Source organism: Spirosoma fluminis (genome assembly GCF_054778895.1).
In genome coordinates this window covers 118,060-134,216 of the sequence record NZ_BAAGZD010000016.1, presented here as the reverse complement: position 1 = coordinate 134,216, position 16,157 = coordinate 118,060, and the positions used below count along the sequence as shown (strand labels likewise).

Below are 16,157 nucleotides of genomic sequence, written 5' to 3'. Positions count from 1 at the left end.
GCCAACAATACGTGTATGATGACTAGTACCTACAAAAATAACGGAATTAATTGGCATACTAAAAAGCTGGGTATTAGTAATATCATTTGCCTGCTTATGTAAAGCAAAGCCCCAACTGCGTCATGTAGCCGGGGCTCTATCGACTCAATTAAGACGCTTTCACGGGGTAGTCTTTCATTATTTTACGAACCCCACGAGCAACCTGTCGCTCCAGGCGTTTTGGGTTATCCACCACACCCTGAACGGCACCCTGCCACAAGAGCTTGTTCGTACGCGCATCAATCATATCAACCAGCAGCGTACCCTGCGTAAGTTCTCCTGACGATAGATAGGTCTGGCCACCATAATAGCCACCCCAATACGGCCAGTAACCTAACCGATACGGGAAAAAGCCGCCAGCGTATGGGTACGCGCTATTCAGGACGTTACGCGTTTTGTTCTCGGAATAGGTATGCACCTTCACCAGCAGATCCGGAGTTGATTTCTGGTAAGTCAAACCTCGGTCCTTCAATTGACGCGCCAGATTTCCCTGAATATTTTTCAGCAGCAACGGACTATTATAGATCGGATTGTTGCCCGTTTTTACATTGGGCTTCGCAAACGCGTACGAATGATGGCGGATAAAATCAACCGAACGATCATAATCAGTACTTACTTGTGCAATCGCAAGTTGGCCGAACCAACCTAGTATTAAGGCGATGGCCAGGGCAAGTGTTCGTTTCATCTGGTTGTTAATTAGCGGGTTAGTCAACTGACTTGAGCAGCCTTCGTTTACTCTACTAACTAACAATACTAATCGGGAAATTCCAGAATGCCAGTAGTGTTTACAGATGCCCTACCGAGTTAATGCATTGACTTTCAACCTAAAAGCTTGCATAGACTGCCCATTTCTAGCGACAGCAATCAGCGTTCCGTTTGGGGTCTTAACAGAGCGAATGTCCCGTATTTCGCCATTGAGCAAAAAACCAGTGTCGATCGGAGACAAGGCTGTAAACTTACCCTTACCGTCGTTACGTAACACCAATCCATAACTGGCGTCGTAGCGCCCCTGATACGTGCTGACCCCGTAGAAGTTCCCCCCGCCCAATACGTCCAGATCGCCATCCTGATCCATATCAACCGGAAGCAGCGCAAACAGCTTTGATACTTGCGCGAGCATGGGCAATTCATGGACAACGAACGTACCGCCCTGGTTCTCCAGGTACACCGATGCAAACTGATTGACCGTAAACTCATCAGCTCCTTTCAGTTCGTCCTTGTTCAGTACATCCTGTAAGGGCTTACCCGCAAACGATACGTAATCCGTGAATCGCTTGTTGATTACGCTGGGCATTTGCTTACCGAGTTCATCTTTGAACGCCAACGGGTACCAGTCATCGCCCCGCTTATACGCAATAATCTGCTCAAGGCTTTGGTTATTGTCAACATCTTTAACCCACATCCGCAACTGAGGGTTATCACCTTTACGTAGTTTACTGTTGGTGCCCAGGTTACCGGCTATGATGTCTAAATCACCGTCCCGGTCAAAGTCGGCCGTAACGATACGTTGGTAGAACCCGTTCAGTGGCGTTTTATCGGCCGTAATGGTTTTGACCTCGGTGAACTTGCCTTTATTGTTGGCGAAGACACGAACCGGCATCCAGTCACCGGTCAGAATCAGGTCTACATCTTTATCGCCGTCGTAATCCGCCCAAACTGCATCAGTAATCATTCCCGCCTTGCGCAGACCGGTCGATAGGTTGTCCGTCTGGTCCGAAAATTTACCTTTCCCGTCATTGATGAGCAGATATGAGTTAGGCGATTTTCCATACCCAAAGCCGATGACACGCCCACCAACGAACAGATCCAGGTCGCCGTCGCGGTCAATGTCGAAGGGTCGAACGCAGCTTTTGTTGTCATACATGGCCGGTAAAGCATTGGTCGAGCGGGTGAAGTTGCCGTTTCCATCATTGAGATAAAGCCGATCCAGTTGTTCGGGCATTTTGTCGTAGAACTCATTTCCTCCCGACACTACGTATAAGTCCAGATCCTGATCACCGTCGGCATCGAAGAAGGCAGCATCTACGTCTTCGTATACTGAATCTTTCGCAAAGGCAGCCTGCGGCATGGCTTTAAACTGGCCCGTAGGTTGTTGAATCAGTAAGCTACCGGCCCGCCACTTGGCCCCGCCGGCGTACATATCCTCCAGGCCATCGCCATTTACGTCCCCAATCGCCAGGTGAGGTCCTTCAGTAGATACCTGAAACGGCATGAGGGGCTCACGCACGTAATCGAAGTATTCTTTATTTTCCTGGTGGCGGTAGGGGATTGAGTCGGTTGCCGAAACATCCGTAAACAGGGGCTGGCCGGTCGCTTTGGTATAGCGGTACGTAGTAGCATCCAACTGAGCATCGACCTGTCGGAGCGTCAGCACCTGATTCGCTTGAACGTTCGTTCGGACTTCCATCCGCTGGCTTGGCCAGATCACAATCACCGAGTCGATTATGGCCCGTTTCCCTAAGCCAAATAACAATTCTGGCGCTACTGACGACTCAAACCCACGGGTAGGCATTAACTGCTGCACCTGCATCTGATTACCAGAGGTAGTATCTTTATACTTAAGAATAACTTTGGCCCCTACCCCAAATACGTTGGGTACCTGCCCTTTTAGTTTAACCGTCAGGTATTTGTTATCCGGATAAATTGTGTTCGCATCGTTGCGGTACAGACCGGCCGGATCATCGATGTTATTCGTGATCAGATCCAGATCGCCATCGTTGTCCAGATCAGCGTAAGCCGATCCGTTTGAGAACGTGGGCGTGCTAAACCCCCAGGCAGTCGACTTGTCTTCAAATCGTAGGCTGGACGTTCCCCGGTACAGGTAGTTGTGCACTTTGCCCTCAGGCATAAGCTTAGTCGCCCGCTCATCGAGTGATTTTGAGGTTTCTATGGCGTACCGCAATGAGTCGTCGGAAGCAAACTTCACGTACTCCAGGTTATTCGGCCGCCGGACAATTCCGTTCGAGACGAACAGATCCTTGATACCGTCGTTGTCGTAATCGGCCAATAAAGGCGACCAGCTCCAGTCGGTAGCGGCTACACCGGCCATCGCGCCAATATCCATAAATTTTTTACCCGACAGGTTCACTTGCAGGCAGTTGCGGCTGTACTGGTTCATGTATCCGTAAGCCAGTTTATAGAGATAAATATCTAACGGGTCTTCGCCTAACGATGCCTTTTCGACCGTCTCGTCTTCCGGATACATATCGAGCGTAACGATATCGGCGAACCCGTCGTTGTTTACATCCGCCACATCGTTACCCATCGAAAAGCGACTCGTATGCTGGAATGCTTTCTTTACGCTTTCGGTAAACGTACCATTCTGGTTGTTAATGTAATAGTAGTCGTCCTCGTGGAAGTCGTTCGATATATACAAATCCTCCCATCCGTCGTTGTTCAGATCCGCCACCGATATACCCAGTCCGTACCCCATAGCCGCGCCGTATATGCCTGCTTTTTCACTCACATTGACAAACTTGGTTATGCGTCCCTTTGGTGCTGTCTGTGCGCCCTGAGTCTTTTGCCCTGTCGCCCCCTGCTCAACACTCATGTTCTGGTACAGGTAATCGCCCGACTCATTATTTCGAAGATTGCGGGCGGTTACCCGGTCGTAACTGCGGGAGGTGTGCACAGCGTGATTCAACAGGTAACAATCCAGATCGCCATCGTGGTCATAATCGAAGAAAGCGGCCTGCGTCGAAAAACCCGTAAAGTCGAGTCCGTAATCGGCCGCTTTCTCGGTGAACGTATTATCACCGTTGTTGATGTACAGCTCGTTAGCTCCTTCCAGCCCCCGGAAGTTGCCCACGGCACACACGTATATGTCGAGCAATCCGTCACCATTTATATCGGCCATAGTCGAGCCAGTCTGCCAGTCGGAGAAGCCTTCCACGCCAGCTTTTTCGGTGATGTCTTCAAATTTGAAGTTTCCTTTGTTCAGATACAGCTTGTTTTTGCCCTGGTTCGACACAAAGTACAAATCTGTCAGCCCATCGTTGTTGATGTCACCCGCCGATACCCCCCCGCCGTTATAGAAATACAGATAGTCCAGAATATTCAGTTTTTGGGAGGGTACTACGTGGTTAATGAAGCCCACGCCCGTCTGGGTAGAGTCGAGCGACTGAAAAAGTTGTTTTTCTGTATTGAACGAGTTACACCCCACCAATGCGGTTACGCTGGCGATAAAGAAGAAAGCAATCCGTTTCATTTGTCAAATAGTGAATGATAAAGACAACGCATAATGGAGCGTTCGTTGTCTGTTACTTTTTCAGCACAAAGAGCTGTGCCCGATCGTTGTTTTTAGCCAGCACGAGCTGTCCCTGTGCCAGCCGGGCCATACGCCGGACCTGTCCCCGCACGAAAAAGCCAGACTGCGCGGGGTTTATGGCCTGGTAGTTCACCCTACCATCTTTGGCTTTCCCCGTGTTACGTAACACAACCCCATAACTGGCATCGTAACGCCCTACTTCGGGTAATACGTCGAAGAAGTTACCGGCTAATACCAGATCCGTTCGGTTGTCGTGATCGTAATCAAGAAACTGAACGCCACAAACTGGCGAGAACTGCGCTTCGGCCGGGAGTTGCTGGAGGGTTAATTTACCGTTGCCGTCGTTCAGGAGCAGTACTGTGGCACCCATATACACCCGTTGCACCACGGCTTCGCTAAGCTGTTTTTCGTCTAGGATATCGGTAATTTTCTTACCGGCGTAGTCAGTGTACTTCACGTACTTTTTCTTGATGCTGGGCATTTGTTTTTGCAGGTCCTGCTTCAGCACCATAGGGTATAACTCGCCGGTTTCGTCGGCGCAATTAATAATCTGCTCCGTGGTGCCGTTCTGGTCGAAGTCGCCGATGTAGAGTTCGGCGGGTGTGGTTTGCGTGGCCCGGATTCGGGAGTTCAGACCCAGGTTTCCGACCACCAGATCCAAATCGCCGTCACCATCAGCGTCGCCCGCTTTCACGCAGTTCCACCAGCCATTGGTTTTCATAGCTTCGCCCTTGGCAGTGGTTATCGTCATGGCCGGACTCTGACTCAGTTTACCCCGTTTATTCTCCAATACGCGTATAGGCATCCAATCCCCCACAATGATCAGTTCGGGAAACTTGTCCCCGTTGAGATCGGCCCAACTGGCGCTGGTTACCATACCCAGTTGATCTGCGTCGGGTAACGACCGCTTCGTATAGTTTTTGAAATTGCCGGTGCCGTCGTTAGTCAGCAGATAACTCGGGGGATTGTGTCCATACTGACTCGGAACCAACCGAGAGCCGACGAACAAATCCACGTCGCCATCCTGATCGAAATCGGCAGCGGCTACACAGGAGCCACTCGCTTTCAGATTAGGCAACGCCGTTTCGGAACGGGTGAATCCACCTTTCCCATCGTTGAGGTAAAACCGATCCAGCAACTCCTCAGCGTTGGCATCGTACTCGTTACTGCCCGTAACTACGTAAAGATCCAGGTCAGTGTCTCCATCTGCATCAAACAGAACAGCGTCCACAGCTTCGCAGGCCGTATCCTGCCGCAGCGAAGCCGGGGTCTTCTCGACGAAACGACCGCCTGGCTGCTGAATGAAAAGCCGGTGACCTTGCCCGTCGGCGCCCCCAAAGAAAATGTCCTCTAAACCGTCGCCATTAACATCCCCCGTAGCCATCGCCGGCCCCTGAGTAGACAGTTGCTGCTTGAGCAAAGCGTCGCGATTGTAATCAACGAAGTTGCTTTCGGTATGAACGTAGTTTAACCCCGACGCGGCTGAATTATCGACGAAAGCCTTATTAACTTGAACAGGAGCAGATCTCCATAGCTGATTGGCCTCCTTCATGCGAAGTGTAAGCAGTTGGTTCGCTTTGGGTTGATGTAACGTCTGCATCCGATCATCAGGCCAGACAACACGTACCGAATCAATCCGTGGCTGGTTTCCCAGACCGAACACCATATTCAAATCAACCGACGATTGAAAGCCACGGTTTGGCATTTGCTGCAACACCTGCATCTGACCCGCCTGGTGAACAAATACCCGTGCCCCAATCGCGTTCAGGTTTTTGCCTTCACCTACCAATTTTACTTTCAGGTAATTGGTTTTCAACTTCTCCTGAGACAGATTCCGATAAATGGCTACGGGCGAATTGACGTTGTTCACAACCAGTTCCAGATCCCCATCGTTGTCGAGGTCTCCATACGCGGCCCCGTTCGAAAAGTCCGGTTCGGATAATCCCCACTCGAACGCCTTGTTGGTGAACTGAAGATTCCCTTCGTTCCGAAACGCGTAGTTCGGCACAGCTTCCGAAGGGGCTTTGTCGAGAAATTCTTTGAAGTTAAAAGCGCGCTGGCGGGCAATCTGAGCAATGTTCTCCCGATCGGCAAGGAAGTTAACGAAGTCCTGATCTGTTACGTCCTTCGCGATGCCATTCGCCACGAACAGATCCTTACGGCCATCGTTGTCCATGTCGAAGATCAGCGCGCCCCAGCTCCAGTCGGTGGCGTGAACCCCCGCAAATCGGGCCACTTCACTGAACGTCGGCAGTCCTTCGTTACCCGGCTGATTGCCCTGGTTCACGTGCAGCATATTCTGCATGACCTGATAATGGAAGTCGCGGTTGAGCTTGATCTGCTCCAGCTCGTGGCTCTCGAAGGTAGAGTTCTTTTTCAGCCGCCGATCATCACCGGGCAACATATCGGTAATGAAAATATCCAGCTTGCCGTCGTTATTAATATCTGCCACGTCCGCGCCCATGGACGATAGACTGGTGTGCGGCATCGATTCTTTAATGGTTTCGCGAAACGTACCATCCTGCTTGTTGATGTACAGATAATCGCGCTCGTAGAAGTCGTTGGAAATGTAAATATCAGGCCAGTTGTCGTCGTTTACGTCGCCAATGGTAATGCCAAGTCCAAAGCCAATCAGGCTACCGTATATGCCCGCCTGCTCGCTGACGTCAACGAAGTGTTTTCCTTTTTCCTGATCGTTTCTGAAGAGTTTATGCCCGCCGAGCGAATCCCGCTGAGCCCGTATGTTTGCGTACATCAACCGCCCAACCGGCATAAAGCTGTTGTTGAGCAGATACATGTCCAGGTCACCATCGCGGTCGTAGTCAAAAAAAGCCGCGTGGGTCGAGTAACCCCGGTCGTTCAATCCATATTCAGCCGCCTGCTCCTGAAACGTAGGGACGCCATTTTTATCGTTGCCGGTGTTTATGTATAATTCGTTGGACCGATCGTCTCCTTTGCGGATGCCGGCGTTGCATACGTACAAGTCCAGCCGCCCGTCTCCGTTCACGTCGGCGAACGTAGCGCCCGTACTCCAGGCCCCTTTGCCAGCGACCCCGGCTTTAGACGTTACGTCGTCGAACTGCATCTTACCGCGATTGAGATACAGTTTGCTGTCGCCCATGTTGGCAATCAGGAACAGGTCAGACAGCCCATCCCCGTTCACATCACCGATGGCTACGCCCCCTCCGTTGTAGAAGTTTCGGTAATTAAAAATGTTGAAATCTTTATCGTCGGTAACGGTATTGACGAAATTGATCCGTGTTTCGTCGGCAGAAAGTTTCTGGAATAGCGGGTCTGAAGGGCTCTGCTGACCTGACCGACAACCAGCCAGTATGACTACAGTGAAGAAAAACAAACAAATGCGCATCAGCACAAACACCTAATAAGAAATGTATCAGTTACGGAACAAGATCAGGAAGGGTTTAGGAACAGTTCTGGAATAGGAAGACAAATCTATTAAAAATAACGCTCTATTTATCCCTTTCCGATAATTAATTGGCTTTAAATCAGGAATAATACCAAAAAAGCAAGCCCGATTGAGCTTGCTTTTTTGGGTAACTGAATCAGAAGTGGATTAATAGCCAGGATTCTGTTTCAGGTTTGGATTGAGCGAAAGCTGATCGTTCGGAATTGGATACAGATAGAAGTGCTTATCCGGATCAACGCCTTTAAACCGCTTCGCATCTGCATACGTATCGAACCGGATCTGGTCCTGACGGCGGTGCAACTCGCCTGCCAGCTCGCGGCCCCGCTCGGCCAGAATATTTGGCAGCGTCAGCGCCGTAAAGTCTGGCATACCCGCCCGCGCCCGAATGACGTTCATGTCGGCTAAAGCTCCCGCCGTGTTCCCTAAGCGGAACTTGGCTTCACCCCGCATCAGATACACGTCGCCTAAGCGGAAAACAACGAAGTCATTATCCTGCTCGGTGAAGCTGTTGTTCTTCTGAATTTCGTATTTCTGGTAACGTGCGCCTTGTACCCGTCCTTCAGCCCCCGCAGCCAAGACAAATGACTTAACTTCTGGCGTGTAAGCCAGCGGTATGTTATCATCTTGCAACGGTGTGCCATCGGCTTTATACTGCTGACCTACGAGCCACATTTTCTTGCGGACGTCCTTGTCGTCGAAGGAGTTGTAGAATTCGGTTACTGCAGCAAAGCCATTCCAGGGAGCCGTACCGATGTTGTACGTCAATTGGTTCAGGTAGTGAAGCGTCTGCATCTGGGGGTGGAAACCGCCCCGCTTCGACTTATCGAAAGGCGTAGCCAGAATGATTTCAGGCGAGCCCTGGTTCTGGATGCTGAAATTGCTGAAGAAATCACTGGCCAATCTGAATTTACCCGAGTTGATGATGGTATCGCAACGAGTAACCGCATCCTGCCAGCGAGCCGTACCAGTGTATACCTGCGCATTCAGATACAGTTTAGCCAGAATCATATCGACTACGTATTTGTTCATCCGCCCGTAGTATGCTCCACCGACAGTGCTGCTCAGGCTCGGACGAACGGCCAGCAGTTCTTTCTCGACGAAGTTAAACACTTCGGTGCGGGTGCTTTGCTTGGGCGTTCCACTGCTGACCTGATCGGCAATGATTACGTTACCGAACATATCCATGGCTTCATAATGGAAAAACGCCCGCAATGCACGTAATTCTGCTCTGGTAGCCTCGTCTTTGATGGTACCTAGCTGCTGGTTAATCGACGTAATGTTATTGTAACACCAGTTCCAGGGGCCATTGAACTGACCGTTGTCCGTAACAGGGTTCCAGGTGTGGGTGTACAAACGAAGCCAGTTGTCGCCGTCTTTCCAGTCGCCCCCCCGAGTCGGAACAATCATCTCATCGGTGGTCGCGTTCATGTTCACTTTGTTACCCCAGTATTCGCCTAAACCATTGTAAAGGGGGCCAATCAGGGCAGCGGCCTGCGCAGGAGTGCTGCCAAACGTACCGCTTGTCGGAATAACGTCATAGGTTGTTTCCGTAAGATCGGTACAGGCTTGACCTGCCAGCATCAAAGCTGAACAGCCCAGAAGCAATTTTATGTGTATTCTTTTCATAAAGATCTTTGATTGTTAACTAGTTACAGCGCTTGGATTAATGAATCAATACACTGTGTTAATTAGTATAGTTTTCACGAACCGAATTTTTTGTACTAATCCGATCTATGAAAAAACTCATTAAAACGTCAGGTTAAGGCCTAACTGGAACGTGCGGGTTTTCGGGTAAACAACGTTTCCGTAGCCACCTCCGTCTAAACCAACGGCATTCGGAGCCTGCTGAAGTTGACCGTTATTCTGCAGATCAGCTTTTACCTGTAGCTCAGGATCGACGCCTTTGTATTTAGTGATGATAAACAAGTTGTTACCACCTGCGTAAATTCGGGCGTTCGAGATGTATTTGCTGGCTGGCAGCGGGATGTTATAGCCAATCTGCCAGTTATCGAAACGGACAAATGAACCGCTTTCCAGCCAGTTTGTCGACAATACGTTCACCCCGTAGTTGTTAGGATAATCCGTTACGCCTTTTAGCATGTTGGTTTCCAGAATAGAGCCTGGAATCAACAGGTTGGACCGGATAGCATTCAGGATCGTATTGCCAAACGTACCGCGCAACTGGAAGTACAAATCAAATCCTTTGTAGCGGAATGTGTTGATAAACGAAGCGTTCAGGAACGGCTGCGGGTTTCCCTGTCTAAGTGGGCTACCGGCTGCAACAGCAGCCGCAGCATCCGCTTTTGATACATCCGCTACCGGCGTGTCACCCGTACCTGGTTTTAGCAGAGGTTGTCCATCGGCATTGTAAGCTCCCGTGAAGGTTGGTACGTTATTGAATTCGCCCAATGGCTGACCTGGTACCAGATACGACGCGAATACGTCGGAAAGACCACGACCATTGAACGGGTTGAAACGAACCTGTCCGTTACTGAACTGATCATTCGACAGCGAAACAATGGTGTTTTTGTTATAGGCACCTACAACCCGTGAATTCCAGGAGAAATCCCCTTTTTGAATGACATCGCCACCGAAGGATAGTTCAAATCCGCTGTTCCGCATCGAGCCTACGTTGGCCAGAATCGTGTTGGTAAAGTACGTAATACCATCGGCAGGTACCGAGTACGGATAGAGCATGTCTTTGGTCAGCTTGTTATAATATTCAAGCGTACCCGAGAAGCGGCCACCCAGCAATTGGAAGTCCAGCCCAACGTTCGACGTTGTCAGTACCTCCCACTTCAGGTTCGGATTCGCGTTCTGCGAGATGCCATAGCCTGGCAGGAAGTCACCCAGCGTACCATCGTAATAGGTACCTTTCTGACCATACAGCTGAATCGAGTTGTAAGCGGCAATACCTTCCGAGTTACCCGTTTGGCCCCAGCCGGCACGCAGTTTTACGAAGTTAAGCGTATTGCTCTTTGGGAAGAATGACTCGTTGGAAATGGTCCAGCCTGCACCTACCGACGGGAATACGCCCCATTTGTTGTTAGCACCAAATTTAGAACTACCATCCCGACGCACCGTAGCAGTGACGTTGTACTTATCGTTCAGATTCAACGTAGCCCGCCCAAAGAAGGAGATCAGCTTTGAGTTGTTGCGGTATGACGTAGCATAATTGTTACCAGGGTTCACCAGGGTACCTGAGCCCAAACCGAGGTTGCTGTAATTGATATCGCTGGTTACAAAACCCGAGTTAGCTGCCTGAAAGCCGTCGTTATCAAAATTCTGGTACGAATAACCCGCTAATAGTGAGTAGTTACTGTTCTGAGTGCCAAATCCTTTGGCGTAGTTAGCCGTTAGCTCCAGTAATTTTGTATTCGATTCCGAGAAATTCCGGCTGGCCCGGCCATTGTTAGCAGCAAATGCTTTAATGGCTGGATTGGTGTAGAAGTTATTAACCGTATTATCCCGCTGGATCTGACCATTCACCCCTACTGTTAAGCCGTCCAGTATCTCATAGCGCAGGTTCATACCGCCTTGCAGATACCGCTGAACACCGTTGTTGATAACGTTTTCCTGCATGGCAACCGGGTTGAAGAGGTCGAAGCTACCACCTACCTCATAATACGAGCCATCAGCGTTGCGTACCGGCAACGTTGGCAGGAACGTAACGGCCCGGCCGATGATGCCACTGTCATATTTTTTGTTCGTTTCCGAGTACGACAGGTTATACTGAATGTTCAGTCGGTTGTCGAACGCCTTCTGATCGAGGTTAATACGACCCGTTATACGATCCAGTCCCGTATTTTTGATGATACCGTTCTGATTGATGTAGTTAAGCGAACCTCTATAACTGAACGTTTGTGAACCACCAGCAACAGCAAGATCATGGTTGTTGACGGCTCCGTTCTGAGTAACTTCCTTCGTCCAGTCGGTATTGTAATTTCCATCCGGAAAACGCTGCTTATCATTTAAGGACGCAGCTCCTTTAATTTTAGTAACGGCATCCCGATACCCTTGTGCGTCCAGCATTTCATACTGCTTCGAAATGGTAGATATACCTACATAGTTATTAAAAGAAACCGTTGTTTTGCCCGACTTACCACGCTTGGTCGTAATGAGGATAACGCCGTTAGCCGCCCGTGAACCATAAATAGCAGCTGCTGAAGCATCTTTCAGTACATCCATCGACTCAATGTCGGAAGGAGCAATGGTGCTGATGGGAACACCAATCATACCGTCAACTACATACAATGGATCCGACCCGCCAGCCAGCGAGGTGTAACCACGCAGACGAACGGTTGGCTGCTGGGTGGGATCACCCGACGGAGCGGTAATAACCAGACCAGCAACTTTACCCTGGATAGCCTGCAGCGGATTTGGATTAACGCCAGCATTAAAGTCTTTCGAGGTAACCTGAGCTACTGATCCAGTCAGATCTTTCCGTTTTGCTGTACCGTAGCCTACTACCACTACTTCTTCCAGTGCCTTGGTGTCGTCGACAAGTTTGACATCGATCGATGACCGGTTACCAACCGCCACTTCCTGCGATGTGTAACCGATGAAGCTCAAGACTAGGGTGGCGTTGTCGGGTACGTTGTTCAAGGAAAACCTTCCTTCCGCATCGGTATTCGTTCCGCGTTGCGTGCCCTTCAGTTGTACACTCACACCCGGCAGCGATGAGCCCGTACCGTCCGTAACCCGGCCCGTTACAGTACGTCCCTGCGCCCAGGCAGTAAAGTTTCCCAGTAGCAGCACCATCGCCAGCACCGCCAGAAAGCTCATTGAGGCCTTCTGCCCAAATGACTGGGTTCGGGTTGTTCTAACCTGGCCTACATAACCGCCAGAACGGTAAATAATACAGGAATTGTCCATCATAGGTATACAGTAAAAATTTATAAAAAATGAGTATAAATGCTGGCTTAGATTAATGGATTGAGTTCTGCTTTTCTGGCTTTTTGATAGAGATGCAGGTTGCCTATGCGTTTGTAAATGTCTCTATCATAGAAACTTGGTTAGAAAAAGTAGAATATTAACCTGAACCCGTCAGCAAATTACAAAATGTCATTACGAAAATACAAATGACACAAAGTTAAAATCGGGTTAATCAGGGTTACTATTGTATCATAAATTCTGTTAAAATATGCCAACGAAATTGTATTATTTCCACTACAAGGAACAGTGCGGTTTTTATAATTCTATCTTTCAACCAGTTAGCTAACGGATCTGTAATGAATGAATAGTATTTTATAATGTTTACGTATATGGACAGCGTAAGAACGTGAAGGACAAAAATTTTGTAGTATTTACAGCTATTTTTGCTAACCAAAATGGCTTGATTCACTCATAAGCCTGCCAGACCGCTTGCAATGAACGCTTACGCCTTCCAGACATTAGCCGATCAGTTAACCGGCGACCTTTTCACTGACACTACGTACCGCACTTTATACGCAACGGATGCATCGGCTTATCGGGAGGTTCCGGCGGCCGTTGCCATTCCGAAAACGGTAGACGACCTGAAGGCATTAATCACCTTCGCCCGGCAGCAAAAACAGGCGGGTGAACCTGTATCGTTGATTCCGCGTACGGCGGGCACATCGCTGGCGGGGCAGGTGGTCGGTAACGGTATTGTCGTGGACGTATCCAAGCATTTTACCAAAATTCTGGAGGTAAATCCCGACGAGCGCTGGGTACGTGTGCAGCCCGGCGTTGTCCGCGATGAGCTGAATCAGTTTCTGAAGCCGTACGGCCTGTACTTTGGTCCCGAAACCTCCACGGCGAACCGGGCGATGATCGGTGGTATGGTTGGCAATAACTCCTGCGGCTCGAACTCAGTCGTGTACCGGGCTACGCGTGAGCATACCTTATCCGTAAAAGCATTGCTGGCCGACGGCTCGGAAGTGGAGTTTGGCCCGGTTACCAACTGGGAATTTACTAAACAGGTTAGCGAAGCCAGCCGCCAAAATGGCTCGGCAGCGCTGGCCGACAGGATTCTGCTCAAAACGAATGCGCTACTGGCTGATCCAGCGAACCAGGAAGAAATCCGGCGCAACTTCCCCAAGAAAACCATCGAACGGCGGAATACGGGTTATGCCCTGGATGTGCTGCTCGATATGGAGCCATTTACGCAGGGCGGGGAGCCCTTTAACCTGACAAAGCTGATTGCCGGATCGGAAGGTACGCTTTGTTTTCTGACCGAAATCAAGCTGAACCTGGTTCCGCTGCCCCCAAAAGAGAATGGCCTGGTTTGTATTCACTGCCACTCGATTGACGAATCGCTGCGCGCTACGTTGGTGGCTCTTCCGTATAAGCCCTACGCCGTTGAACTGATCGACGATATTATTCTGGAGCGGGCCGACACAAATGCCGAACAGCGGAAAAACAGCTTCTTCGTCCAGAAGACGCCTACCGGCCATTTCCCGATTATTCTGGTAGTCGATTTGTCGCGCGATACGCGGGCCGAAATTGAGCAGCTGGCGGCTGAGCTGGAAGCTGAACTGCGCGCGGCAGGCTTGGGCTATCACTTCCCGTTATTATTCGGCGATGACACCAAGAAGATCTGGACCCTCCGCAAGGCAGGCTTAGGTCTGTTAGGAAACCTACCCGGTGATGAAAAAGCGGTGGCCGTAATTGAAGATACGGCCGTTGATGTGCAGGATCTGCCCGATTACATCCGCGATTTCAACGTGATTCTGCGCAAGCACAACATGGCCTCGGTTCACTACGCCCACGCGGGTTCGGGAGAATTGCACCTCCGTCCTATCATAAATCTAAAAACGGAAGAAGGGCACCGGCAGTATCGAATGATTGCCGAAGAGATTGCTACGCTGGTGAAGAAGTACGACGGCTCGTTATCCGGCGAACACGGCGACGGTCGGCTGCGGGGCGAATTTATTCCGCAGATGGTTGGTCCGCACAATTATGAGCTAATGCGGCAGCTCAAGCATACCTGGGACCCCGACGGTATCTTTAATCCAGGTAAAATCGTCGAGACGCCCCCGATGGATACGTTCCTGCGGTACGAAGCTGGCCAGCAGACTCCGGAGTTTCAGACGTACTTCCGGTACCATGACCAAACGGTTCTGCAACATGCCGAGCAGTGCAACGGCTCCGGCGACTGCCGCAAAACCCAGCTTTCGGGCGGCACCATGTGCCCCAGCTATATGGCGACCCGCAACGAAAAAGACACCACGCGGGCGCGGGCCAACATTCTGCGGGAGATGCTGACGCGGTCGCCCAAGGAGAATCGTTTCGACCACGAAGAAATAAAAGACGTATATGACCTCTGTCTGTCCTGCAAAGGCTGCAAAAACGAGTGCCCGTCGAACGTAGACGTAGCCAAACTGAAGGCGGAGTTCTTACAGCATTATTATGATGCCAATGGCGTACCGATCCGGGCGCGGCTCATTGCCAATTTCGCCCGGCTGTCCGGACTGGCTTCGCTGGTTCCCTGGGCCTGGAACGGCGTATTGGGAACACCAGCCCTTCGGCGCATTGCCAATCGCGTAGTGGGTTTCCATCCCGAGCGCAGCATGCCCCTGATGGGGAAAACGACGCTTAAACGGTGGGCCGATGGCCGCCGATCAAAACAGGCCGACGGTCCTTTGATTTATCTTTTCTGTGATGAATTCACCAACTATAACGACGTAGAGGTTGGGCAGAAAGCCATTGAGTTGTTTGAGCGGCTTGGCTACCAGGTCCAGATTCCGAAACACGGCGAAAGTGGTCGGGCGGCCTTGTCGAAAGGTATGCTCAAATACGCGAAACAATTAGCCAACAATAACGTACGGGCCCTTAAAGACGTAATTACGGCCGATACACCTTTGGTGGGTTTAGAACCCTCGGCCATTCTTACGTTCCGCGACGAATACCCGGACCTGGTCGACGAGTCGCTGGTGGCCGATGCGAAACGTATTGCCGAGCACGCCCTGACCTTTGAGGAATTTGTGGCCCGTGAACTTGATGCCAACCGCATTCGTCCGGAGCAGTTTACCGAGGAGAAGCGGCTGATAAAGCTGCACGGACACTGTCAGCAAAAGGCGGTCTCGTCGCTGGTACCCGGCAAGAAATCGTTGTCGCTGCCCAGAAATTACACGGTGCAGTTGATTCCGTCGGGCTGCTGTGGCATGGCGGGTTCGTTTGGCTACGAAGCGGAGCATTATGACGTATCGATGAAGATTGGGGAACTGGTGCTGTTCCCCACCGTTCGTCAGCAGCCCGACGATGTGATTATTGCCGCCCCTGGAACCTCCTGCCGCCATCAGATCAAAGATGGTACGGCTCGCCACGCCAAGCACCCTGCTGAGATTTTATTCGAAGCATTGGCGTAGGCTGCGTGCGACAGGTGAAACCTGTTCTCTGTTGACTGCTTCCTGACCGCGTTTTGCTGACGCTGGGATCCGCTACGGCAGACCCCAGCGTCAG

Annotated in this window: 6 protein-coding genes; 1 reads left to right on the top strand and 5 read right to left on the bottom strand. The window is 50.6% G+C overall.

Annotated elements, in window-relative coordinates; genetic code table 11:
* Nucleotides 1-148: 148 nt before the first annotated feature.
* The 5 genes from ACYVBJ_RS18550 to ACYVBJ_RS18530 all read right to left on the bottom strand — a co-directional run bounded on the left by ACYVBJ_RS18550 (nucleotide 149) and on the right by ACYVBJ_RS18530 (nucleotide 12,611).
* Entirely contained in the window at nucleotides 149-724 is a 576-nt protein-coding gene (locus tag ACYVBJ_RS18550; RefSeq protein ID WP_460983798.1) for a DUF4136 domain-containing protein, read from the bottom strand.
* 111 nt (nucleotides 725-835) lie between these two features.
* Nucleotides 836-4,246: a VCBS repeat-containing protein gene (locus ACYVBJ_RS18545; RefSeq protein ID WP_460983797.1), complete on the bottom strand. Its 3,411-nt coding sequence runs from the start codon at nucleotides 4,244-4,246 to the stop codon at nucleotides 836-838.
* Between the two features lie 52 nt (nucleotides 4,247-4,298).
* Nucleotides 4,299-7,673: a VCBS repeat-containing protein gene (locus ACYVBJ_RS18540; protein WP_460983796.1), complete on the bottom strand. Its 3,375-nt coding sequence runs from the start codon at nucleotides 7,671-7,673 to the stop codon at nucleotides 4,299-4,301.
* 207 nt (nucleotides 7,674-7,880) lie between these two features.
* The gene (locus ACYVBJ_RS18535) at nucleotides 7,881-9,359 is read right to left on the bottom strand and encodes a RagB/SusD family nutrient uptake outer membrane protein (protein WP_460983795.1); all 1,479 of its coding nucleotides are present in this window, start codon (nucleotides 9,357-9,359) and stop codon (nucleotides 7,881-7,883) included.
* 120 nt (nucleotides 9,360-9,479) lie between these two features.
* Complete coding sequence (locus ACYVBJ_RS18530) at nucleotides 9,480-12,611, bottom strand: SusC/RagA family TonB-linked outer membrane protein (RefSeq protein ID WP_460983794.1); 3,132 nt, start codon at nucleotides 12,609-12,611, stop codon at nucleotides 9,480-9,482.
* Between the two features lie 491 nt (nucleotides 12,612-13,102).
* Between ACYVBJ_RS18530 and ACYVBJ_RS18525 the strand changes: the two genes are divergently transcribed.
* The gene (locus tag ACYVBJ_RS18525; protein ID WP_460983793.1) at nucleotides 13,103-16,063 is read left to right on the top strand and encodes an FAD-binding and (Fe-S)-binding domain-containing protein; all 2,961 of its coding nucleotides are present in this window, start codon (nucleotides 13,103-13,105) and stop codon (nucleotides 16,061-16,063) included.
* Nucleotides 16,064-16,157: the final 94 nt, after the last annotated feature.